The 24,716-nt window shown below is 48.0% G+C and carries 19 protein-coding genes and 1 tRNA gene; 9 read left to right on the forward strand and 11 right to left on the reverse strand.

Annotated features, from left to right (window positions below; all coding sequences use genetic code 11):
* Window positions 1-13 precede the first annotated feature (13 nt).
* Window positions 14-979 carry a YkgJ family cysteine cluster protein gene (locus tag FCL47_RS14830; RefSeq protein WP_136814296.1) on the forward strand — a complete coding sequence of 322 codons (966 nt, stop codon included), beginning with the start codon at window positions 14-16 and terminating at the stop codon, window positions 977-979.
* Window positions 980-1,094: 115 nt separating this feature from the next.
* Here FCL47_RS14830 and nifJ read toward each other — a convergent pair whose 3' ends face one another.
* Window positions 1,095-4,643, reverse strand: coding sequence for a pyruvate:ferredoxin (flavodoxin) oxidoreductase (nifJ, locus tag FCL47_RS14835; RefSeq protein WP_136814297.1), 3,549 nt, complete (start codon window positions 4,641-4,643; stop codon window positions 1,095-1,097).
* A 342-nt stretch (window positions 4,644-4,985) separates the two neighbouring features.
* Between nifJ and FCL47_RS14840 the strand changes: the two genes are divergently transcribed.
* Complete coding sequence (locus FCL47_RS14840) at window positions 4,986-6,920, forward strand: chorismate-binding protein (RefSeq protein ID WP_167496505.1); 1,935 nt, start codon at window positions 4,986-4,988, stop codon at window positions 6,918-6,920.
* A gap of 2 nt (window positions 6,921-6,922) precedes the next feature.
* On the opposite strand, the gene FCL47_RS14845 is transcribed toward FCL47_RS14840, so the two are convergent.
* Both FCL47_RS14845 and FCL47_RS14850 read right to left on the reverse strand, forming a co-directional pair.
* Window positions 6,923-7,435 (reverse strand): hypothetical protein, encoded by a 513-nt coding sequence (locus FCL47_RS14845; RefSeq protein WP_136814299.1) that lies wholly within the window; start codon window positions 7,433-7,435, stop codon window positions 6,923-6,925.
* A gap of 14 nt (window positions 7,436-7,449) precedes the next feature.
* Window positions 7,450-7,734: a DUF493 domain-containing protein gene (locus tag FCL47_RS14850; RefSeq protein ID WP_136814300.1), complete on the reverse strand. Its 285-nt coding sequence runs from the start codon at window positions 7,732-7,734 to the stop codon at window positions 7,450-7,452.
* A 241-nt stretch (window positions 7,735-7,975) separates the two neighbouring features.
* On the opposite strand from FCL47_RS14850, the gene FCL47_RS14855 reads away from it, so the two are divergent.
* Entirely contained in the window at window positions 7,976-9,550 is a 1,575-nt protein-coding gene (locus FCL47_RS14855; RefSeq protein WP_167496506.1) for an ATP-binding protein, read from the forward strand.
* Here FCL47_RS14855 and FCL47_RS14860 read toward each other — a convergent pair whose 3' ends face one another.
* Together FCL47_RS14860 and FCL47_RS14865 are read right to left on the reverse strand one after the other, a co-directional pair.
* The gene (locus FCL47_RS14860; RefSeq protein WP_136814302.1) at window positions 9,551-9,961 is read right to left on the reverse strand and encodes a TM2 domain-containing protein; all 411 of its coding nucleotides are present in this window, start codon (window positions 9,959-9,961) and stop codon (window positions 9,551-9,553) included.
* Entirely contained in the window at window positions 9,948-11,006 is a 1,059-nt protein-coding gene (locus tag FCL47_RS14865; protein WP_136814303.1) for a glycoside hydrolase family 3 protein, read from the reverse strand. Before FCL47_RS14865 ends, FCL47_RS14860 begins: the two co-directional genes overlap by 14 nt.
* Before the next feature lie 384 nt (window positions 11,007-11,390).
* Here FCL47_RS14865 and FCL47_RS14870 point away from each other — a divergent pair, with 384 nt between their 5' ends.
* Window positions 11,391-12,404, forward strand: coding sequence for a GGDEF domain-containing protein (locus FCL47_RS14870; protein ID WP_136814304.1), 1,014 nt, complete (start codon window positions 11,391-11,393; stop codon window positions 12,402-12,404).
* 92 nt (window positions 12,405-12,496) lie between these two features.
* Here the strand turns inward: FCL47_RS14870 and FCL47_RS14875 are convergent, their stop codons facing one another.
* The gene (locus FCL47_RS14875; RefSeq protein ID WP_136814305.1) at window positions 12,497-12,895 is read right to left on the reverse strand and encodes a pancreas/duodenum homeobox protein 1; all 399 of its coding nucleotides are present in this window, start codon (window positions 12,893-12,895) and stop codon (window positions 12,497-12,499) included.
* Between the two features lie 141 nt (window positions 12,896-13,036).
* Between FCL47_RS14875 and FCL47_RS14880 the strand changes: the two genes are divergently transcribed.
* From FCL47_RS14880 to FCL47_RS14900, 5 genes are all read left to right on the forward strand, one after another.
* Window positions 13,037-15,226: an ATP-dependent helicase gene (locus FCL47_RS14880; RefSeq protein WP_136814306.1), complete on the forward strand. Its 2,190-nt coding sequence runs from the start codon at window positions 13,037-13,039 to the stop codon at window positions 15,224-15,226.
* A gap of 34 nt (window positions 15,227-15,260) precedes the next feature.
* Window positions 15,261-16,592: a folylpolyglutamate synthase/dihydrofolate synthase family protein gene (locus FCL47_RS14885; protein WP_136814307.1), complete on the forward strand. Its 1,332-nt coding sequence runs from the start codon at window positions 15,261-15,263 to the stop codon at window positions 16,590-16,592.
* On the forward strand, window positions 16,592-16,903 hold the full coding sequence (locus tag FCL47_RS14890) for an HNH endonuclease (protein WP_136814308.1): 312 nt from the start codon (window positions 16,592-16,594) through the stop codon (window positions 16,901-16,903). Before FCL47_RS14885 ends, FCL47_RS14890 begins: the two co-directional genes overlap by 1 nt.
* A 90-nt stretch (window positions 16,904-16,993) precedes the next feature.
* Window positions 16,994-17,070, forward strand: a tRNA-Arg gene (locus tag FCL47_RS14895).
* Between the two features lie 534 nt (window positions 17,071-17,604).
* A complete protein-coding gene (locus FCL47_RS14900; RefSeq protein WP_136814309.1) occupies window positions 17,605-18,582 on the forward strand; it encodes an aldo/keto reductase in 978 nt (325 codons plus the stop codon).
* A gap of 464 nt (window positions 18,583-19,046) precedes the next feature.
* Here FCL47_RS14900 and FCL47_RS14905 read toward each other — a convergent pair whose 3' ends face one another.
* From FCL47_RS14905 to FCL47_RS14925, 5 genes are all read right to left on the reverse strand, one after another.
* Window positions 19,047-20,402, reverse strand: a complete 1,356-nt coding sequence (locus FCL47_RS14905; RefSeq protein ID WP_136814310.1) for a P-loop NTPase fold protein — start codon at window positions 20,400-20,402, stop codon at window positions 19,047-19,049.
* Between the two features lie 60 nt (window positions 20,403-20,462).
* A complete protein-coding gene (locus tag FCL47_RS14910) occupies window positions 20,463-20,705 on the reverse strand; it encodes a YheU family protein (RefSeq protein WP_136814311.1) in 243 nt (80 codons plus the stop codon).
* Window positions 20,706-21,449: 744 nt separating this feature from the next.
* Complete coding sequence (locus tag FCL47_RS14915) at window positions 21,450-23,180, reverse strand: DUF262 domain-containing protein (RefSeq protein WP_136814312.1); 1,731 nt, start codon at window positions 23,178-23,180, stop codon at window positions 21,450-21,452.
* 274 nt (window positions 23,181-23,454) lie between these two features.
* Window positions 23,455-23,979, reverse strand: coding sequence for a hypothetical protein (locus FCL47_RS14920; RefSeq protein ID WP_136814313.1), 525 nt, complete (start codon window positions 23,977-23,979; stop codon window positions 23,455-23,457).
* 102 nt (window positions 23,980-24,081) lie between these two features.
* Window positions 24,082-24,645 carry a hypothetical protein gene (locus tag FCL47_RS14925; protein WP_136814314.1) on the reverse strand — a complete coding sequence of 188 codons (564 nt, stop codon included), beginning with the start codon at window positions 24,643-24,645 and terminating at the stop codon, window positions 24,082-24,084.
* Window positions 24,646-24,716: the final 71 nt, after the last annotated feature.

Consider the following 24,716-nt stretch of genomic DNA (forward strand, 5'->3'; position numbering starts at 1 on the left):
TTTAGGTGGTGTAATGAGTAATGCAGAGAATGATTCGAAGGTAAAAACAATCTTTGGCAAAGAAAAAAATCCATCGTCAATTGAACCTAAAAAATTGACTCTGGACAGTCCCTTGAAATTCCGTTGTCATCCGGGGGTGCGATGCTTTACCGCATGTTGCGGTGGTATTAAGATTGTTCTGACACCCTATGATATTTTGCGGCTGACCAAAAGACTGGATATCCCGGCTCATGAATTTCTTCACGTCTATACTCAGCCGACTTACCTGGAAAAGACCGACATGCCCGGTGTCATGATCAAATTGCGGGAAGAAGACAACAAATGTCCTTTTGTCACTCCTGAAGGTTGCACGGTATACACCGACCGCCCCACGGCTTGTCGATATTATCCGGTTGGTATGGCTGATTTTCATGAAGGCGGCTCAAGAGACGCCGATGGTAAAGAAGTTCAATCGGCAGAAGAAAAATTCTTCTTCACCGTTCGGGAAGAGCACTGTAAAGGATTTGAAGAAGACAAGGAATGGACCATCCGTGAGTGGCGAGCGGACCAGGGGGTCGACGTCAGGGATGAAATGAATAAGGAGTGGCTGCGGCTGGTTATGCGGCGTAAATCCTACGGCCTTCAGGCAACCCTTTCGGAGCCGGCCAAACGGATGTTTTTCATGGCATCCACAGATCTGGCCACCTTTCGTAAGTTTATTTTCGAGAGCTCCTTTCTGGAAACCTATGAGTTGGATCAGGAGACAATCGATAAAATCAGGGAAGACGACGTTGAATTGATGCTCTTTTCTTTTAAATATCTGGCTGCGACGCTTTTCGGGGCCCAGGCGTTGAAGATCAAGGAAGATAAAATTAAAGCGAAAGTGGCTCAGATAAAAGAACGTCAGGATGAGGCGGTCCAGCAATCAGTCAAAGAGTACGAGGAACTGAAAGCGGAAACTGCCAAGCAAAAGGCCGCCACAGGGATCAAAAAGCAGTAAATTCAACAATCCTCACGAAACAAAAAAGCCCAGTGGTCTATCCACTGGGCTTTTTTGTTTCGGGTGAACTGATACCATTCCGGAATAGACCGGAATGGTATCAAGCGGAGATAAATTATTCTTCCACTTTCGCCTCAGGCTCAAGGGCTGCTGCAAGACTCTTGAGGAATTTCCAGCTCTTCAGCAAGTCTTTCTGCGATGCCTCTAAAAGTTCATTAGCATGAGCAGGGTTGACGCGCTTGAGGGTCCGGTAGCGGTTTTCGCCAAGAGCATATTCCTCGAAGCCGATCGTCGGTTCTTTCGAATCAATGATCAGCGGATTTTTGCCCTGGGCTTCCAGGTCTGGATTGAACCGGTACAGCGGCCAATGCCCGCTGGCCACCGCTTTTTTCTGCTGCTCAAGGCCGAGCGCCATGTTGATACCATGGTTTATGCAATGTGCATAGGCGATGATCAGAGATGGGCCGTCGTAGGCCTCGGCCTCGGCAATGGCTTTGATCGCCTGTGCCGGGTTGGCGCCGATGCTGATCTGGGCAACGTAGACATTACCGTAGGTAATGAAGATAGCGCCCATATTTTTCTTGGGCATTTTCTTACCGCTGGAGGCAAACTGGGCAGTGGCGGCGCGTGGTGTGGACTTGGACATCTGACCGCCGGTGTTGGAGTATACCTCGGTGTCGACCACGAGAAGGTTGACGTTCTCGCCGGAAGCCAGGACATGGTCCACTCCGCCGTAGCCGATATCATAGGCCCAGCCGTCACCGCCGAAGCCCCAGACGGATTTTTTAACCAGAAAATCGCTGACATGCAGGAGGCGGCGGGCAATTGGATTAGTGTTGGTCAGCAGCGCTGCATTGAGCTGATCGATACGAGCACGCTGTGCCTCAATATCCATCTGGGTTACCTGAACTGCCTCCAGAATGGAAGTTGTCAGATCCTGACCGATGATGCCTGCTTCGGTGGCACCGACCAGAAGTTCGGCGGCCTGGTCACGCATCTTGTTGATGGTGGTTCGCATGCCGGCACTGAACTCGGCACAGTCCTCGAAGAGTGAGTTCGCCCAGGTCGGACCCCGGCCGTCTTTGCGCTTGCTGTACGGGGTAGTCGGCAGGTTGCCGCCGTAGATAGAGGTACAACCGGTCGCGTTGCCGATGTACATTCTGTCGCCGAACAGCTGGGAGATAAGTTTGATATACGGTGTTTCCCCGCAACCGGCACAGGCACCGGAGAACTCAAACAGTGGTTGTTTCAGCTGGCTGCCTTTCACAGTCGCCAGATTGATATCAGCTGGATTGATTTCCGGCAGTTCAAGGAAATACTCAACGTTTTTCGATTGAACGGCTTTGACCTCTTCGGTGTTTGGAATCATCTCCAATGCTTTTGTTTTCGCCGGGCAGACACTTACGCAGAGGGTACAGCCGCAGCAGTCTTCCGTGAAGATCTGTACGGTAAAGCGCTGGCCTTTAAACTGCTTGCCGACGGCTTCAATAGACTGAAACGCTTCCGGGGCATTTTTTGCCTCTGGATAGATTTTAATCCGGTTTGCTGCATGCGGGCAAACCAGCGAGCACTGGCCGCACTGGATGCAGTTTTCGGGAATCCAGCGGGGAACGGAAACGGCGATGTTTCGTTTTTCATACTGCGTGGTGCCGGTTGGCCAGGTACCATCGGCCGGCATCTGCGATACTTTCAGTTTGGCGCCGTTGCCCTCAATGAGCTTGGCGGTAACTTCCTTGACAAATTTGGGGGCATGATCAGGAACGACCGGCGGCATCGGTTTACCATCGACACTGGTTCCCAGAGGGACCTGAACGATATTTTTGACCGCGCCATCAACCGCACTGTAGTTCATCTCGACAACTTTGTCGCCTTTCTTGCCGTAGGTTTTTTTGATCGCTTTCTTGATGGCGGCAATGGCTTCATCCTGGGTAAGGATTCCCGAGATCAAGAAGAAAGCTGTCTGCATAATCATGTTAATGCGAGCGCCCAGTCCAAGAGCAAGGCCTAAAGATACCGCATCGATGATATAGAATTTGGCTTTTTTATTGATGAGATCGCGCTGTACATTTCCAGGCAGCTCGTTCCAGACGTTATCTTTGGTAAAGCTGGTGGTCAGCAGGAAGGTGCCCCCTTCGTCCAGATTGGACAGCATATCGACCTGCTCCAGGAAGGTGAAATTATGGCAGGCGATAAAGTTGGCTTTGTTGATGAGGTACGGAGCAACAACCGGATTTTTACCAAAACGCAGATGGCTGGTGGTGATCGACCCGGATTTTTTTGAGTCATAAACAAAGTAGCCCTGCGCGGAGTTCTCCGTTTCGGTACCGATGATCTTGATGGTGTTTTTGTTGGCTCCAACCGTACCATCTGATCCGAGACCATAGAACATGGCCCGATAGACGTCTTTACCTTCGATAGTGAATGCCGGGTCATATTTGAGGCTGGAAAAGGTGACATCGTCGTTGGGCCCGACGCAGAATTTGCGCATAGGAGCCATGGTCTTCATATTGTCGAAAACCGCCTTGACCATTGCCGGGGAAAATTCTGCGGAACCAAGTCCATAACGGCCGGAGAGAATGACCGGCGGATAGATGGAACTGTTTGTCTCGGTGGCTTCGCCTATTGCCGCACGCACATCAAGGTAGAGAGGTTCGCCGGGGGCGCCGGGCTCTTTGGTACGATCGAGCACGGTGATTCTTTCCACGGTGGCAGGCAGGGCATTAACCATGGCCTTGGAGTCAAACGGACGATACAGGCGAACCATGACCATACCGATTTTTTCCCCTTTTGAGATAAGGAAGTCGATAGTGGATGCTACGGTTTCACAGCCTGAACCCATCATGACTATGACGTTTTCGGCATCGGGCGCGCCGTGATAATCAAAGAGGTTGTATTGCCGGCCGGTAATATCGGCAAATTTATTCATGGTCTCCTGCACGATGGAAGGGACCGCATTGTAGTATTTATTGACTGTCTCCCGACCGGTAAAGAAGACATCCGGATTTTGCGCGGTGCCGCGGATGGTCGGATGATCGGGGGAAAGTGCCCGGTGACGGTGTTCAAAAACCAACTCTTCGTCGATCATCTCGGCCATCTGATCGTAACTGACCTCTTCGATCTTTTGGATTTCATGACTGGTGCGGAAACCATCGAAGAAATGTACAAATGGAATACGGGAGGCCAGGGTTGCCTGGGTGGCGATCAGTGCCATATCCATGGCCTGCTGAACGTTTTCAGCGCAGAGCATTGCCCAGCCGGTTTGTCGTGCGGCATAGATATCGCTGTGGTCGCCGAAAATTGACAGCGCCTGACAGGCTATTGCTCTCGCCGTTACGTGGAATACCGTCGGTGTCAGTTCACCGGCAATCTTGTACATATTGGGGATCATTAACAACAGGCCCTGCGAAGCAGTGAAGGTGGTACAAAGAGCTCCTGTGGTGAGCGATCCATGAATAGACCCGGCAACCCCGGCTTCGGATTGCATTTGGTTGACTACGGGCACTGTTCCCCAGATATTTTTTTGCAGGGTGGCAGACTTGGAGTCAGCTTCTGCTGCGAGTGGAGTTGAAGGGGTAATGGGGTAGAGCGTGATGACTTCACTAGTGGCGTAGGCGACATGGGTACACGCCTGATTGCCGTCAATTGTTACCATCTTTCGCGACATGATTTGTTCTCCTTTGTTATTCCTATTTGTTGGGCCAGTAACGTGGCGAAAACTGCCAAAATAGTATAAATGTCCTGAGGGGTATGGGCGGTCGTTCACGAAATACTCGGTGATAATAGTATATGGATGGCTGAATTACAACTAATTCAGCGATAAATTTAGTCGTCCACACTTTACGCATCGTTGCAACCATGCAATGAATGAAAATTGCTGAACTGTACCATAAGCAAAACAAAACTGACATAAGTCAAAAGATTGTCAGGCTGTTGTGCCAGTCGCTGCAAAGTGCATGGCATTAGGTGACGAAGTCTTGATGGGAATATGTACTGGAAGGGTTGCTCTATGATAAGAATTCAAGATTCGGATTTGAGAAAACTCCTGAATTTTCTTGTTCAACAAGAGGAATTTGTGTTTCTCGATACCTCGCGACCGGATCGTGAAAATGTTGAATCACTCTTGTTTCTGAAGCCGGTGGAGAGACTGGTCTGCAGGCCTGGCGATAATCTTGCTGAATATATGGCTGCCCTGCAGTGTCGCCTGGATCAAGGGTTGTACCTGGCCGGATGGGTGGGCTATGAATTTGGTGCAATGCTTGAGGGGAACATCTACACCGGCAACGGTTGTTCAACCGGTGAGCGCCTGGTGCTGGCCGATTTAGGGGTGTATGTAAAACCCTGCAGATTTGACCACATTACCGCTGAACATGATTTCCCCTTGGTGACTGATGGCGATTGCAACGAGGATGCCACCTCTTCCTATACCATCGAAAATATTCGTCCCAACATGGCCAAAGAGGAATTTCTCAGGGTTCTCGATCAGGTGCGGGAGTATATCATAGCCGGCGATACCTACCAGGTGAATTTTACCATGAAGCTGCTCTTTGATTTTGCCGGCTCCACTGAAATGCTGTACTCCATGCTGCGCAAAAATCAATCTGTTGCCTATAGCGCATATATTCGAAACGGCGAGGAACGGATATTATCGTTTTCGCCAGAATTGTTTTTCAGGAAAAAAGGCAGCGAGATTACCGTTCGTCCAATGAAAGGGACTGCGGTAAAGGGAAGAACCAGTGGCGAAGAGCAGCACAACAGCGCTATGCTCCACCAGGACGGCAAAAACAGAAGTGAAAATGTCATGATTGTTGATCTGCTGCGCAATGACCTCGCGCGGTTGATGCATGGACATGGCGAAAGTCGGGTCTTCGTCGAATCGCTGTTTGATGTTGAATCCTATGAGAGCCTGCTGCAGATGACCTCAACGGTGAAAGCCAGGAGCGCGTCGCCGGCGATGTCGAAGCTGCAGCTTACTGAACTTTTTCGTGCTCTGTTTCCCTGCGGGTCGATAACCGGTGCGCCGAAAATTCGAACGATGCAGATAATCGATGCCTTGGAAAAGGAACGACGGGGTGTCTATACCGGTGCCATCGGCTACTTTGGCCCGGATGGTTCTGCGGTTTTCAACGTGCCTATCCGGACGATACGGCTTCGGGGAAATGCCGGAGAGATGGGCATTGGCGCGGGCATTACCCATGACTCGATAGCTGAGGAAGAATGGCATGAATCGTTGCTGAAGGGTCGGTTCCTAACCCATTGCCAGCCTGACTTTCAGTTGCTGGAAACACTCCTCTGGCAGCCGGGCACAGGTTACTGGCTGCGTAAAGAACACCTGCAGCGGTTGGCCGATGCCGCACAATTCTTTAAATTTTCCTGTAACATGCAGGAAGTCCGTACTCGACTTGACGAGGAAGCGTTGTCCTTTCAGAACGAATGTTATCGAGTGCGCCTGGTTCTGGCCAAGGATGGCCGAATAGCACTCACGGCCGTACCATGTGCGGCGCCTGCGCTCATGAAGTTGCCAGAGAGGCCACAACAGGCAGAGGTGTCTGAGCAGCCACTGGTTGCCTTTTCGTCGTCCAGGATAGATGTCGAAGGCCCATGGCTATTCCACAAAACGACCATGCGCTCCAGATACGACGCGGAGTTTGCCCTGGCGCAACAAAATGGCCTGTATGACATCCTCTTCTATAATGGTGCAGGAGAGGTGACTGAGGGCTGTATAACCAATCTGATTATTTACCGGGGGGGCAGGTATCTCACGCCTCCGGTTGCAGCAGGCCTTCTGCCGGGGGTGATGCGTGGACACCTGCTGGCAAGTGGTGATGTTCCTGTCGTCGAAGACATACTGACCAAAGACGATGTGCTTGCAGCCGAGGCTCTCTTTCTCTGCAATTCTGTTCGAGGTCTGGTGCGGGTGAAGATGAAAACGAACGCGCCGTAAGGTCAGTGTACCATTGAATCATCCTGCTCGGGTGTTATCTCCATCGGTGGAATGAGCAGATTGTGCAGTTTGCCCAATTCTCTTACGGCGGTCATAAATGATGACGGGAGCGGGATATCTCGCTCTTCTGCCAAAAACTCCAGCTGTTTGGCACGGATAAGAGTCGCCGAGCTGTCGCCGCCTTCCTGGTGGTCGCAGAGCGTCTGAATGCGCAGGGCGTCGGTGAGAAGGGGGCAGAGGGAGGAGAACTCTTCTCTGATGGTGAGAAGTTCCTGCTCAATATCTCCCCAGTTCTCCTGGCGGAAACGGACAAATTTTTCGGCCGGATTGCGGGTACCAAAGACTTCATTGACGATGGAACCGGCCAGCATGACGAGATGTTCTTTCTCTCGCTCCGGCCTATTTTCCATCAGCCTGGTGCGCACTTCTTTATAGAACACCATCTGGACAATGCTGACCCCTTCACGCAGGGAACCGATAAGTTGTGATTGTTTTTTCGTTGACTTTGCTTCCATTGGACAGGTGTCAATTAGAGAATGATTTTTACGGAAAGGCTTGTTTTTAACGTTTCATATATGCGCAGCCGGACCTCTTCGTTTGGTACCTCCAGTTCTGCGAGGAGACTGTGATATTTACCCTTCGAGCTTGAGTGTGAATGACTGATTTTGACGGTATGCGGCGCACAGGCTGCCACAATTGTGTCTTTGAGCAGGCTGCAGTCCTCCCCTATGACCGTGTATGCCCAGTTGCAGGGGTATTCTATTTCAGGCTGTTCGGGTGATTCCCGACGCAGATTATTGTTGTACAAAACCATTTTTTTTCTCTTTAATAGCTATGGATGGTATTCACTGTAATGAAGTGTTTTGCTGCAAAGTAATAATGAATGGGCTGGCCTGTGTCAAGAAAAAGACCTGTAAGATGATTCTGGACGTCTTTCAGGAAATACTCTTTTGAATAAATCTATCTCTGATGATACAATCGAGCAGAGTGCCTGCAAAAGCGAAGCAATACCCGCTACTACATCAAAAAAAATAGTGAAAATGAAAGGAAATACCGTGGATTCTAGTGAGAACAAGCAATCTGTTTACGATGCGCTCTTTGAAAGTGAAGCGCAGAAAAAGGCCATTTTTGAAGGATTCAGCGGGATACTCATCCTTTTCGATCACAATATGAAGGCGCAATATATCAACAGGACGATGCATGAAAAATACCCTGATGCCATCGGTAAATCCTGTCATGAAATATTTTGTGCCCGTACGGAAAAGTGTGCGGTATGCGCCTTCCCAAAGAGCATACAGAGCGGTAAAATTGAATCGAGCACCCAGCGTATCGGAATTTTCGGCAGAGATGGCGATGAGACGGTTTTCGATATTACGGCTTCCCCGGTCAAGAGCAGAAATGGCGAAGTTTCCGGAGTAATCGTCATCGCCCAGAATGTGACCGAACAATACCGACTGGAAAGACAGCTGCGGCACACCCAGAAAATGGAAGCTATCGGTACTCTGGCCGGCGGTGTCGCCCATGACTTCAATAACGTACTCACACCGATTATGGGGTATACGGAGATCATTCGGTTGAAACTGCAGCAGGACGGCTTCAGCGACAAGGCCGTCTATGAATATCTGGAGCAAATCCTCAAGGCTTCGAAACGGGCAAAGTCTCTTGTCGAGCAAGTCCTGACTTTTTCACGAAGCACAGAAAAGAAAGCGATGCTGCAATATATGCATCCTATTATCAAAGAGGTGATGAAGCTTATGCGGGTCACCCTGCCCAGTACCATCGTGATCAATGAGGAAGTGGATGAACGGTGCGGCCGGGTACTCATTGATCCCGTCCAGATTCATCAGGTTCTCATCAATCTGTGCACCAACGCTGCCCATGCCATGGTGGGCAGACATGGGGTGCTCACCGTGAAACTCGATAAAGTACTGCCAAAAGTGGGCAATAAAGAATGGCTGGAGCTAAGTGTTGCGGATACCGGTGACGGCATTGAAGAGGAATTGCTCGATAGAATTTTTGAACCGTATTTCTCCACCAAAGAAAAGACCAGCGGGACCGGCATGGGACTGGCCATGGTCCACGGTATCATCAGCCGTCAGGGCGGGCATATTGAGGTGGAAAGTGAGATTGGCAAGGGGACTGTCTTCAGGGTTCGTTTGCCCATCGCCCAGCGGGAGACCGGGGTCGAGCAGGTCGTCTCCCTAGGCGATCTGCAGGGTGGGTCCGGCAGGATCATGCTGGTAGACGATGAGGAGCAGGTGGTCCAGGTTACCGGAGAGATTTTGCAGAGTCTTGGCTATGAGATCGTCGGCAGGACTTCACCGCTGGAAGCGCTGGAGCTTTTTTCCAGTTCACCCGATGACTTTGACATGATTATTACCGATTTGACTATGCCCGGACTGACCGGACTGGAGCTGAGTGAACGGGTCAAAGGGATACGCCCGGATATGCCTATTGTCCTCTTTACCGGCTATTCGGATCAAGTGTCAAAGGATGCCGCCGTGGCGGCAGGCATAAAAGAGTACTGCATGAAGCCGATCTCCATGAGGGAATTGTCCCATGTGGTCGGACGATTTCTTGGAACTGCCGCCCGGAGCAGGCAATCGAGCCCGCCCGGGGGGATCCTGTAATCAGCCGCGGTATTCCGCGCCGTTCTGCAGACTGATCTGATCGTTGAGTGTCCACAGGTCGTAGAGATAACCAAAGGCAAACAGCCCGCCGGTGCAGAGATATATCAAGCCGGTTATCCATTTGCCCATATACATCCTGTGGATCCCGAAAATCCCGAGAAAAACAAGGAGCAGCCAGGCGAGGTTATAATCTATCTGGCCGGGGCGATAGCGAATATCCGCGTCCCTGTTCATCCCCGGGATGAGAAAAAGATCAACGATCCAGCCGATGAAAAATAATCCCAGGGTAAAAAAATAGATTGTGCCGCTGATCTGTTTTCCATAGTAGAAACGGTGTGCTCCGAGAAAACCAAAAATCCAGAGCAGATAGCCGAGCATAAGGGAATGGGTCGTGCTGTTATTGTTGTCCATTATCTTTCTTGATTGATTGTTTGTAGTTCCGGATTCGCTTCCAGGCTTCTTCCACCCGCTCCTCCGTAATTATCCCTTCGTCCAGCCCCTGCATGATAGTCTCCATCACTTTTGGCAGGATCTTTGGGTCATGAACAAGATTGTTGCCGATAACTATAAGATCGACACCGGCGGCAAGTGCCTTGCAACAGGCATCCTCAATTCCATAGTGAGCCGTGATTGCTTTCATCTGCATATCATCGGAGACGATAACACCGGTGAAATGCAGTTTCTGCCGGACGAGGGCCTGGATAGTGGCCCGGGACAGACTGGCCGGAAAGTGCGTGTCAAATTTTCTGTTATAGAGATGGCCGAGCATGATTGCGTCTGCCAGACCGCCCTGTATCAGCTGCTGATACGGCAGCAGTTCAATTTCCTGCCAGGTTCCGGTGACATCTGCAAAACCGAGATGTGAGTCGGTACGGGAGCTGCCGTGACCTGGAAAGTGTTTCAGGCAGGAGAGCACTCCCTGGCGCCGGTGTTCGCTGACCCAGGCCCCGGCATGGGCGGTGACGGTGGCGGGATCGGCGGAAAAACTGCGGCCGTATCTGCCGATGATTGGATTTTCCGGGTGGACATTGAGATCGACCACCGGGGCGAAATTCAGGTTAACGCCAACATCAGCCAGCATCCGGGCCGTTTGCCGGGCGCTTGCAACAGTCGCTTCCAGATCAGGGCACTGGCCCAGTTCCATCGCCGATGGAGTAACCGGGAAGCCTCGCTCTTTTTTGAAGCGATTGACCTGGCCGCCTTCCTGGTCTACGGCAATAAGCAGGGTGTCGGCTGCCAGGTTTTGCAGGGATGCGGTGAGCTTCTTGAGTTGGTCGGCATCGATAATATTATTGGTGTCTTGTGCGGCGGCCAGGAAACGATCAAAAAGAATCACTCCGCCAAGATTTCTTTTCTCTATGTCTTCGACAAGGGGATGGTCGGAAGTGATTTTGTCACCGGTAAAACCCAGGATAAAAAGTTGACCTATTTTCTGTTCCAGAGAGGGAGGGGACATATGTATTCCGGTGTTGGCATTTGTTCTTGAGGGATCAGCTTGTCGCTGGTTTGAGCATTACTTTCAGCGGCTGGAATTGTCAAAGTATTTTTCCCGGATATCTGGTGTCAATTTTATGACAGAAATAATGCGCGGCGTGAAGCAGCGATTGGAAGGAGGCAGTGAAAAAAATAATTTACCTCGCACGCATAGAAATAAATTAATAATATTATTATCTTGCGGTTTGTGTGAGAGCGCGCAGGGGCAGAATATTTAGTTGTGGCATGTTTCATGCTTTAGAAAAAATAACAAAAAGAGAGGTAAAGATTTTTTGGCGGGTAGCCGATAACAATACTGAGTAACAAAAAATCTTTTGATAACGTACAATACTGAGGAACTTCGATCATGACTTTCACCACCAAAGAAGCTCAATTTTCCAGGCCGGACCTGCAGCAGGTAGAGTTGGAAAAAGTAATGGTTGAGCTTGACTATGTCAAAAAACAGTCTGAGCGACTCGATCTCATAAATAAGCTGCATGCAAGAATGGCAGGCGTGCTCAGTCTGACTGGAATGATAGAAGCCTATTCAGTCTGGTTGATGCCACTGGTTGAACATGAACTTATCGGTTACAACAACAGCAGTCGAAAAAAACGGCATCTCTTTTGCTCCGGACACGGGCCCAACAGACGAAAAGCCATTAACTTTGCTGAGCAGCTCATTGACAATAAATCACCGCTCAACGGATCTTTCACCAATAAAAATGGCCGGTATGCCTATAAATGGGTTTTTGAAACGGCGGATGACGCCGGGATCCTGCTGATTCTGAAGAAAGGCCACAAGCTGTCGCCTCAGGAAATAGATCTGATCAACCATTCTTTTGAGATATTGGCAGAATGTCTGCGGCGCGGGCTGGAGTACGAGGACCTTTTCGAGCGGGCAAGCAATGATCAACTCACCGGGCTGTCTAACAGACGGGTTTTTGAAGATCGCATCTACGGCATGATAGACAGTGCCAAGAGGCATCATCATGCTTTGTCGATGATTTCGATGGATCTGGATAAGTTTAAGGAAATTAATGACAATCTCGGTCATCAGGCAGGCGATGAGGTGTTGAAGGTCGTCGCTGACGTTCTCAAACGGGCCGTTCGATCAACTGATCTCTTGGTCCGTATGGGGGGCGACGAGTTTCTGCTCATCCTTGATAATACCGATCTGAAAAGTGGCAGAATTTTGGCAGAAAGATTATGTGTCGCCGTGGATAAGCTGAACATCTGGGCAAATGAGACAACCAAACTTGGCGTCTCAATTGGTCTTACCCAGCTTAAGCAGGAAGAGTCCATGAGGCAGTGGCTGGAGCGCACCGACGATATTCTCTATCATGCCAAGGCTGAAGGTCGATCACGGGTTGCTGTGGAATAGATTTACAGTCTTACAGGATGGAAAAAAAAGGCCGACTTGAAAAAGTCGGCCTTTTTTTGTTTTCCATCCTGAATGTTGGACGGTAAAAGATGTCAGTTCTTACTTATCGCGATTTTGATAGGAATCGCGTGCAGGGAACTGGTGTGTTGCTCGGTATAGCCAAGACTCCAGTCGCCGCAAGTATACGTGTCGCCAAGCAATGCATCAAGCTCGCGGACGACCCCGGTGATATTGATAACCGGATGACGGGAGAAAACCTGCGGAAGTCCCTGGGTAAGATTGCAGGCCAGACAGCAATTTGGCCGTTCGTGCAGGAGCAGCTCCATAATGAGCGTGCTGCCATCACATTCCCGGTAGGCCAGTTCGATGTCATACGCGCCTTCGGCGGCATCACCGAAAAGCGCCTCAAAAAAATCATTGGTCCTTTCTTTTGGGAAAATTGTCGCTAAACTCTCTGGTGTCAGTACAGCTTTTATCGTGTCGGTTGTCATAGGTATTGTAATTAAAGATTTCTCTGATCGAGATGACGAAGAATTATTCTTTACAGGAATTGCCGGGCAATAATACAACAGTGCAACCAATTTTGTCAACCGACGTTGCACCGGGAAATGGCCTGTGTTACAGTAGCGGCCATGAAAAATGATACATTTTCTCCAACTTCCGAAGCCGTTTCTGCGGTCGTAAATCGGCAGGAACTGAACGAATCCCAGTATCTCGCGGTAACAACAACGGCAGGTCCGGTACTGGTGATTGCCGGAGCCGGAAGCGGTAAAACACGAACGCTGGTGTATCGGGTTGCCCACCTGGTAGAGAGTGGTGTTCCGCCCGAAGCTATCCTGCTTCTTACCTTTACCAGAAAAGCCAGCCAGGAGATGCTGTGGCGAGCTGGCCGGCTGTTGAACGAAAACTGCAGCAGGGTTGTCGGGGGAACCTTTCACGGGATCGCCAATATGCTGCTGAGACGATATGGTTCTCACATCGGCTACGGGTCGTCTTTTTCCATTATCGACCGTGCCGACGCCGAAGGGATCGTCAACCTGCTGAAATCTTCTCTTGGGCTTGGCAAGCTCGACAAACGCTTCCCCTCCAAGCGTGCCGTCATCAATATGATCAGCGGCTCCGTTAACCGGTCAATCGACCTTGAGGGGCTGGTGCAGGATCAATACGCCCATCTGTCCGATCATCTTGAGGATATTCTCGCCCTGGCCAAAGCATATCACCAGTTCAAGTTTGACCACGGTCTGATGGATTATGACGATTTGCTGGTCAACTGGAAACGACTGCTGGTCGAGGCGCCGGAAGTACAGCAGGCCGTATCGGAGAGATTTGCCTATATTATGGTTGATGAATATCAGGATACCAACCTTATCCAGGCCGACATTATCCGGCTGGCCGCGCATACCCACGACAATGTCATGGTTGTCGGCGATGATTCCCAGTCGATCTATTCGTTTCGAGGGGCTGACTTCTACAATATCATGCGCTTCCCCAAGGTCTTTGCTGGAGCGAAGATAATAAAATTAGAGGAGAATTATCGTTCGACCCAGCCGATACTCTCCCTCACCAATGATATTATCAGGAATGCGGCGGAAAAATATACCAAAACGCTTTTTACCAGCATTGAAGGCGATCTCCGGCCGATGGTCTTCGCCGCCAGGGATGAGCGTGACGAGGCGGCGTTTATCGTCCGAACGATCCAGCAACTCCTGAGAAAAGGCGTCGAGTTGTCGGATATCGCGGTTTTGTTTCGCTCCAGTTTTCACTCCTATAAACTGGAACTGGAACTTGGCTCAGACAACCTGGAATATGAAAAGAGGGGAGGGCTGAAGCTGACCGAGTCGGCCCATATGAAAGATATGATTGCCTTTCTCCGGGTGCTGGTCAACCCGCAGGACACGCTCTCCTGGAACAGGATTCTGCTGCAGCTGGAGAAGGTGGGGCCGGCAACCGCCCAGAAAATATCGGCAAACATCGCCGGGGCGAGCGACGCGCTCGAGGCCTTGAAATCCTATGTGCCGGGAAAGACGTGGAAAGACTCCTATGCAAGGCTGGTACGGCTTTTTGTGGAGCTGCATGGCGGTAATGCATCTCCCGCGGCGCTTTTTGAGATCGCCCTGGATTATTACCAGCCTGTATTTGAGAGGCTGTACAGTGACGATTTTCCTAAACGACAGAAAGATCTGGACCAGCTTAAAAGCATCATGGGCGGCTACGAGGATCTGCAGAGTTTTATTGATGACACGACCCTTGATCCCCCTGAAGAGAGCAGCCGGGATGGACGGGGAGCCGACCGGCTTATTTTATCGACAATCCACTCCTCCAAAGGCCTCGAGTTTGAAGCAGTATTTATTATCGGGGTGGCGGATGGTCGTTTCCCCCATGCTTCGGCCACCTTTGGCGAGCAGTGGGAAGAAGAGCGCAGGTTGCTGTATGTTGCGGCGACAAGGGCCAAAAAGTATCTCTATCTGACCTATCCGCGGCAAATGATGACCCCGGATCGCCAATTCCGCCGAGTGGGCATGTCGCCTTTTTTGACCGAGCTGAGCGGTGGACTCTTTGAGCATATCAACGAACAGTACGGGGAGTCTGGTGCTTCATTCAACTTTCAGTCAACTGCTTTTTCGGCGCCGGCAGGCAAGAAAAAGTCACAGGTGAAAAAGTTGGAAATGACAGATTTTTCTATGGGGTGTAGAGTGAAACACCCATTTTTTGGCGACGGCACAGTCACTAAATTGTCGAAATCGCGATCGCTTGATATTCATTTTGACCGACATGGCCTGAAAACGCTCCATCTGGACTACGCAAAACTGACAATTCTTTGACATCAACTCACCCTCATTCTCATATTAGACAATTATGACCTACGATGAAGTACTGGCGCATCTTGACGCCCTGCAGATGCATAAAATAAAACTGGGCCTTGAGGCGATGCAGTCCTTTCTGGCAAAAGTGGATCAACCGGAAAGCCGCCTGAAATTTATCCATGTCGCCGGAACAAACGGGAAAGGATCGGTCTGTGCCGCTCTCTCCGAGGTACTTGGCCGGGCCGGATATCGTATTGGCGTGTACACGTCGCCCCATCTCAGCAGTGTACGGGAAAGATTCAGGATCGGGGGTGAGTACATCAGCGAGCAGGCTTTTGCCGAACTCGGCACCAGGATATGCCAGGTTCTCGGCGACGAACAGATTACCTATTTTGAGTTCACTACCGCCCTTGGCCTGCTGTGGTTTGCTCAGTCCAATGTTGATCTGGTTGTGCTGGAGACCGGGATGGGGGGACGACTCGATGCGACCAATGTGGTAACTCCTCTGGTATCAATTATCACCAGCGTCAGTATGGACCATGAGGCGTATCTTGGCGACAGCCTCACGGCAATAGCCGGGGAAAAGGCCGGGATTATCAAACCTGGAGTTCCCGTGGTGTCGGGGGCCATTCATCCGGAGGTGGCTCCGGTCATTGAAGAAGCCGGGAAAGCGGTGAATGCTCAGGTATTGTCGCTTGGTCAAGATTTTGACTACACGGTTCATCCTGATAAAACATGGACCTGGACAGGAGGAAGAAGACTGGGCAGTAAGAAGATCGACGGATTGCGCTGCAGTCGCTCGAGCCTTGTCCAGCCGGAAAATGACTCACTTTGTCTTGCCGCACTGCAACTCTTGCAGGATCATGGTTTCAAAGTCAGCGGTCAGCAGATAAGCGAGGGGCTCGCTCAGGTTAAATGGCCGGGCCGAATGGAATATTTTGAACAGGAATATGTCAGCAATGCAGCCCCTGCTGAAACGGGAAATCGCCCGAAGTTCGTCCGTTATCTTCTTGATGGGGCGCACAATACTGACGGTGTCAGAAATCTGGCGAAAACTCTGGGGGAAAATTTCAGATATGGAAGACTTGTCGGGGTCTGGGGTGCAATGAATGATAAGGATCTGCGCACGACCCTCGGTTTGATTGCCCCCCTTGTGAGTACGCTGATCCTCACGCAACCATACGGCGAAAGAGCCGCCACTCCGGAGCATATTTATTCTATCCTCGATGCAGAACAGAAAAACAAAGCCCAATGTGTTAAAAATGTCGATGCAGCGCTTCGTGCGGCACAGGAGGCCGCCGAAGATGGAGATCTGATTGTAATTGGCGGATCTCTCTACCTTATCGGTGAGATCCGGCATCTGCTGCGGGGAGAATTGGTGTAGTGGCGAGAGATTTTTTTGATTTCGATGCACCCGATGACGCAGAAATTCGTGCCGAGCGCGGTAAAGCCAGGGACTTGCGGAAAACCCGCTGGTGGCAGCAGAAGACAGCCCCCGGATTATGCCACTACTGCGGCGTAAAAGTCGCCTTCAGTGATATAACCATGGATCATCTGGTTCCCCTGGCCAGAGGCGGTCGATCCACAAAAGATAACCTCGTCCCCAGCTGTAAGGCGTGCAATAATCTGAAAAAAAGTATGTTGCCGCTGGAATGGGAGAGGTATCTCGAAAAAAAGAGCAGCGAAAAAGAATGAAAAGCAGAATATCATTCATTTTCTTGTCGATTGTTTAGCCATTTTCGTTTAAAAGAGGGTAACTTATTTCACAATTGCAGTCTTCCCCAAGGGCGGGTAGCTCAGCTGGATAGAGTGTCGGCCTCCGAAGCCGAAGGTCGCGGGTTCGAATCCCGCCTCGCCCACCATTATATAAAGGCATCTAGCGATTTTCGTTAGGTGCCTTGTTCTTTTCTCCCCCCACACAAAATGAGATAAAAAAGTCTGGTTCGAATTACGAGAACCAAGATTTTGTCTCCCACACAACTCTCTGACGGCAGATTGTGCGCGAGACTTTCTCTGGATGCATGTTTTGTAAGACTAACCAGTCAAATTCGATAGGAGCGATTTTTGACTCTGACTGCTGTTCAGATCGAATATAGCTATATGGACTTTTGAGATATGAGTCGGCGGCGCTTTCCGGGATAAAAAATTCTACTCGCTCCTTTAGAGATTCTGGTTCCTTCCGGTGTAAACCTGCCACAGAGAAGAGTACTACCACGTCAATCTATTGGTAACTCACAAACTATTTATTCTGCCTTAATATTACATGTTTCAAATTGAGGCACATACCAAATCGGCCTACCGTTGTGTCGTGACCTTAAGATTGAAAAAACGGCTGCGAAAAGGTAATCTGAGGCTGAGAAGAGCATAGTCACCCCCAAACCTCCAAGGAAAATATTATGGAAATCAGCCAGCTGCCTGCAGGACTCTGCACCCCCTCTATAGGTCTAGGTTGCTGGGGCATGTCGGACGCCTATGGACCAGCGGATGAAAAGGAATCCATCGCCACGATCGAGGCAGCGTTGGCTATCGGCCTCCGCCATTTTGATACCGCGGATGTGTATGGTGATGGCCACAATGAAACTCTGTTGGGTAGGGCCCTGGCTGGCCATCGGCAGGATGTTTTTTTAGCGACTAAGTTTGGTTTCGTCGGAGATGAGCATGGGCAGGTAAGCGTTGATGGTCGCCCGGAACGAGTAAAGATCGCCTGCGAAGCCAGTTTGCGGCGGCTTGGCACGGAAGTGATTGATCTCTACTACTTGCATCGACGCGACAAACGGGTGGCAATTGAGGACACAGTCGGCGCCATGGCAGATCTTGTCAGTGAAGGGAAGGTTCGATTTCTCGGCCTTTCTGAAGTTTCAGCCCAAACACTTCGCCGGGCTTCGGACGTCCATCCCATAGCGGCCCTCCAGTCAGAATACAGCTTGTTTACAAGAGATCCGGAAAGTACAGTGCTTCCGGTCTGTCGCGAACTTGGCACGACCCTTGTGGCCTTTTCCCCCCTCGGTCGGGGTTTGCTAACCGGCAAGGTGAAGTCTCGTGCAGAGCTTGCCGAAGGGGACTATCGGCGAGAAATGCCCCGTTTTGCTGAAGGGAATCTGGCGAAAAACCGCGCCTTGGTTGAGGCCTTGGAAATAATGGCGCAGGCAAAAAACGGCACAGCAGCCCAGGTCGCACTTGCCTGGCTGATCAGCCAAGGGGCGGACATCCTACCTATTCCAGGTATGAAACGGCGGAGCCATCTGCAGGACAATATCGGTGCACTGAATATGGAACTCACACCCGATGATCTCACCCTGCTATCCACACTCAGTGAGGCTGTTCAGGGGCAAAGGCACAATCCTCATAACTTGAAATTTATTGAAAACTCCTGACAAGTGAAAAGACACAGAACATAACCTTTCTTTTCATCATGCACGGTCGGTACGTTAAAATGGGATTCTTTCGGGTATATGTGAATGCCTGTCACAAAGGAAATTAGCTGCAGACACTTTATTACCCCCTTATTCTTCGAGCCAAAAGTTAATAGCGTCTTCTGGCGTCATGTTTGTCATTGCCATGATATTGCTCCCTTGTATTTGCTTTATTATCAGATACCACTTTCGCACTTTTTTGCGCACATCTTGATCGATAGATTGTATGGTGTAACACACGTAAGAATTTGAGAGTCTGTCAACCACAAAATCTAACGGTTAACACAAAAGCCTGGGTGTTATGATATCAGCATGTTACGTCTGTCAACCATATTAGGAGAGATATTGACTTATAACCCCATGCTCTCCTGCCGAGATCGATCGCGAATGGATTCCCGGTCAAGAGCACCAAATTGTTGGCTACTTTAGTTCCATTGCAGGATCTGCTCGATCTTCTCATGAATCTGTGTAAATCGTCTGTTTGAGGAATGCCCCCATCCTTCGTACCATTGTCCCAAATGGCTGAGGTGTCCAGCTTCTGTTTCTTCTTCGCTCAGACCAACCTGTGTTAGTACATCCGTTTCCTTCTCTTCTTTGCCCATCTTTAGGCCTCCGCCGGTCAGAAAAAGCATAAACCACCAGTGACTGCGGCTGCCTTCAAGCAAGTTGGTTAAGAAGTCAAGGGCTTCTAGAGGTTCGAATTCTTGATTGCCCAAGAGATCGAAGACTCTTGGATTGCCAACCTTGAAAGCTGCCATGGCAACCGATCCCACAGCAAGGCACCACTTTAAGCGTCCTCGTTTATCTTCCGATGTTTCAAAGACGTGCCCAAGAATTCGGAACATTTCTTGGATTTGGCGAGGAGTCAGCTTCAAGGCGCCCACTAGTTCTGAGATGTATTCCACGCTATACGAATCGAGGCTCATGAAACAATTTCGTAGCCCATCACGCTGGAGATAGTCATCTACGTACGTTGTAGCCAGTTTTGCATAGCCGGCCTTTGAGATTAGCGGGAGCGAGATTTCTCGATGGACAAATTTCCGATAGTACTCTTCGAAATCTAAATCGGGACCGAATGCTGTCCGCGCTGAGTTTTCTAGGTGCTGTCTGTCAGCAGCAAGGATGAACACGGCGCCTTGGACGTCGAAAATGTGCTTAATCGTCTCAAGGTATGCTATGGCGTAATCTGGTCTACATCTATCCAACTCATCGACGAGAAAGAGCACTTTTGGCTCAGAGGATGTGACAAATTTCTGAACAGCCTTCTTCAGATTGTCCATCGCGTTCTTCCTGCTTTCGTACACTGAAAACGTGTCCTTTGGAAGTTGTGCAGTGGCAACTCTCTTGGCCTTCTTTCCCTCCGCAAGAGCACCCGCAGAAACGGCGTCTATCCCGGTCACCTTCTTGACTATTTGCCCGCCGATCGCGGTCGCAAACCAACCAATGTCTTTAGCAGCATCGACAATCGAGTCGGCAGAGTCACCGTCCTCTCGGACTCGATCTATAAGTCCAGAGATTATGGCGAAAAGTGGGTCGCCGTAGTAGTCGCTTTCCCAAGCATTCAGCGAGATCACCAAAGGCGTGATTGGATCTTTCGCACGACTATCAAGATCGGCTTTCCACATTTGGAAGAAAGTTGTTTTTCCTGATCCAAACTTTGAACTTAGAGCAATAACAAGGCTGCCGTCAACAAACTGATGTTCAACCTCAATGAATCTCTGAAGTCGGTCTGCAAAAGGTCGAAGACCTAACAGGTCGTTGTCAAACGTAATGATCTCCATCGTTTTCACATAACGTGAACATCTGCGGCTCGTCCGCAGAATGTTTTTGTTGGGCCATTTTCATGAATCAATAGAGTCTAAAATCTGATCATCCTTGAGAAGAATAGTACAGGTTTCAGAATGTTGATCAAAGACAATAAAGGCATCTTTAGATTTAAGTTGTTTTAACACTTGGGTAATTTTAGTCCCAAGTGGGATTTGAACTTCGCCGTAATCAGTACCATCACGGGTTACAAATTCTTCAATAACACCCTGCAATGCTTCCTTGCTTAATTTATCATATGGGATTTTAACAGCATTCATTTTTTAATAAACTCTTTTTAATGGTTTGACGGTTATTCCCAGCTGATTCCGATATTGGCCAGTTGGGGGCCAGAATCTACTATGCGGTCTTGTAATACCAGCTACTTACGCAATATGCGATTCAGTATTTTACCACTATATCAATGAATTATCGCGGCCCGACCCCAAACTGACCACACTAAAGGGTTTTTAATACAAACACTTTCCTTAAAGGTACCTTTTCGCCACCCCAAATAGCCTTAAAAGCTAAAACGACCACTTTTTAGCAACATTACTTCATGAAATCATACACCTAACGTAGTCCGACCCCAATTGCGAGCCCGTGCAGGCTCAGGTTCAATATTTGCACTGCCAACGCAAAGCGATGCGTAAATTCGTCTGGTTAAGATGTTTCCTAATCACCTCTCTAACAGTCCAGAAATATAGGAGATATTTTGACTTTGATAACTGCAAGTAACACGATGATCACCGCTTTAACCGGTGTATTATTTTGTTATTATAAGCTGCAATTTATCTTGAACTTGTAACAAGAGTCAAAAGCCGACTTGCCCCTTATAAAACTCTACATTACCATAGAGCCTCCAAAGACTTCCTGGCCGGTGGGGGGCCAACCTTCCGGAGCAGGCTTTACACCCGCTTAAATACACGACCTTCCCCGGCCGCACAATGGATCTGTCCCAACTTTTTGATCTTCCATTCTAAGCTGCCAGGACAAAATAGCCTTCAGGCCATACAACCTTATCACTAATAATCAATAGGCCAAGCACTTACTGCAAGCTTCGCAAGCCTTTTTGCCCGATTTTCTATAGATTCTCTATCCCATTTTGTAAATTCTGTTGCAAGTTGCTTAGTAGTTAGCATTTCGGAATCAGAATAGATATTGCTTGATTTTTCCTCGAATGCAGATGATCCTATTTTTTTATTTGCTTTTGAATTCAACAGGGCAAGATTACCTATATTATTTAGAAGATCGGACACAATGTGTTTGTCGGTTGCTATCACCTCAGCCCATTTTTCTGAAGGATTTTTAGGAAGGATATGCTCCAAATTGAGGATATTAGGGTCAGCACAGGGAGTTTTTTCTATACCTTTACCAGGGTTTTCTTGTTGCCATTTAGTAATTTCTAATCGAGACAGTATATATCTTGCTTTAGAAGCAGTTGCCTCCTCATACGCCTGAAAATCATTGAAAAATTCATCATCTTTGGGGACAATAGATTTAATTTGATCCCAAACATTTTGGGGCGAACTTAGGTCACCTGAATAGATTCGTGGAGCTACTGAGGTACATTGCTGTTCAAGCCGACCTGTTCTTCCACCACCGACCGTCTGGTATCTAACTATAAGTGAAACAAGCCAATAAAGTAATCGCTCTATCTTGTTAGGGTTAAATTTAAGGAGAGCAGACAAAATTATTGGCCTCACTTGGGTTCCTGCTAACAAAGTGAGAGTTTTTATATGTTCTTTCGTTTCTTCTGAATGGTCAGTCCAGATATCACTATCATGAGAATCTAAAGCGGCATATAGCTCAACAGCCTCACATAGCTCTTCAGACAACTTTACGGCAAGAGCTTTTTTGTTGTATTTTGCTTTTATTTTGTTAAAAAGAGCCCCTCGTTGAACTCTTCCATATCGTGAAGTCCAGAATACTTTCAAAAAATCATCTGCTTTCCGATCAGCCAATGTAGTCGTCATTTTGATCCAATTGTACTGAACTTTTTTTAAATCAGCTCCCGCTTTACTGAACACATAGTTTTTGACAAGATCCAAAACCGAAAGATCTATACCTCTATCGTTAAGTGATTCAAAAATCACATAAGCATTACCAGACGACGGAACATCCATGTAAGCAACATGGACGTTATCTCTTATATAATCAGCTAAAGAAAATAATTTTTTGGCTTGATTGGTAACGTCACCTCCGGCATCTAAGGCAAGTTTTGAAATGAAACTTCTGCAAGTCATTAAAGCTTCAAGAACCTTTCTCTTAGATGAATTACGACCAGATTTTTTCTTTTGTTCTTCCAGGTAGTTGTCACTAACTTGATTTGCTACCACGCTCTCAAATATATTGCGGTCTTTTACATTTAAAGCAATTCTAGGTCTGTCTTTCGCCTCGCCAAGTTCGGAAATTCCAATATATCTTTCTTGAACCTTTTGTCCGTCCTTGTCAAAACCATTTTCAATCAACCAACTACGAATAGCCGAATAAACCATTGTCGCTGTCGCTAGTCTTTGTTGACCATCTAGAATTTGCCAGGACAAATCTAGCGTTGGCTCAACAAGAACTATCAATCCAATGAAATAGTCAGTTTCGTTTTCTTTTAGGGCCATCTCAATGTCTTCGAGAAATTGATCAACAGCTCCAGTTGGCCAAGCATAATCACGTTGATGATCAGGAACCCTAAAATACCCTCGTTCTGATATTAATTTCCCAACACCAATAACGTCTGCTTTCATATATTTACTAGGCATAGGGTTGTCCTTTTTTATATACGGGTGAAATGAGCTATTAAAAACTTATTGTAAACCACTCCCAACCAATTTATAAACAAGCAGAAATCTTTTTGAAAATATTAACCGGAACCATTTGCTGGTTAACATATTTCCAATTGATCTTTCTAGGTCTATAGGAGGTATCTGGACTTTGGCAAAATCGACCTCAAGGGACCGTCTTACATATGAGATTAGTCAGATCGGACCACTTTTACGCGTTTAATGATTGGTTATGACCATTTCTAATTTTCAATTAGTTCTCAGCGATACCAAAATGAAGACCAGGCTCAAAATTACCAATTTTAATGTCATTTAACATATATACTTTTCTTAGGACTGTGGCTGCTCCACTTTCCGCATCTGTCGCCAGAATTGTAAATAATATTCTTTTCTCATTGGTAAAATTTTCTTCTATATAATCAATATCCGTAAGCTGAAATATCTTGACAGGGCTCAACCCGAACGGGTCTCCCCAATTCTTTTTAGGACCAAGGAATTGGACAGTTTTTGGTTTTACAGTTAAGGATTTACCAACACTTCTTTTACCGTTTCCTATGTTTATTTTGTAAGATAATGAGCAACCTATTGAAATGTTGATGATTTGACGATTTGATAAATTGTAAACTTTTATGCGATAGAGATATTTATTAGGATCTGTATTACTTTGGCCTCTCAATATGTGATCTGAAATTGCTATCTTAGGCTTAATATTAATTTGAAACCTCCAAAACAAGAAAGTTCCAATAATTCCTAGTATAAAACCGGCAAATATTTCCATAGCAATTATTTTATTATCATTATACGGAGATATCGTGACTTTTAACGTAGCCTTCAGCCGCGAGCAAAGAGAGTCGGAATGAAAGGCCTGGCTGGGAATAGGTTATACTTTTCCTGGCATAGAAATAGATTCGGACACCGTATTCCAAACAGCATCTGTCTCATGCTGGATAAATTGTACAATATCACCTGAAAGCATTCCGTTATCAAATCTGGCTTGTAGGGAATATGCCATCTTTTCCAAAGGACTATCTTGATACCCAAATCGCATAAGGCCGTAACCATAGGCAAGTAAGAATTTTTCAATCCCGAGTCTCTCCCATTGTACAACATGTACTATTTCATGAAAATACAAGCTCTCTGTTTGGTGAAGATGACTTACAAAGAAAGTATCTTTGTAAGTAACACCAGCCATCGACATATTTTCCATACGGGAAAGCTCGGGTAAGCCCATACTACTGAGAGGTGGAAATGGCACATCCCCATTGACTACAACTACCTTTGCTCTATTAAGTAGATCAGGGGGTAAAATGGTTTTCAAACGGGAAAAAGAAAGGTTGATCACGGGAGTAGCATTGGCATTGTGTTTTTCTAATGTGTCTTCAATCCATTTTCTGACCATGGGCAAAATGGATTTTAATTTTTGTATAAGGTCGAGTTGATTCATATTTTTGAACGTACAAAGTTATTTTGAATAATAATGGAATCAAATCCGCTTGAAATATGTTTTTGGATTCA

The sequence above is a fragment of the Desulfopila sp. IMCC35006 genome (genome assembly GCF_005116645.1).
GTDB lineage: Bacteria > Desulfobacterota > Desulfobulbia > Desulfobulbales > Desulfocapsaceae > Desulforhopalus_A.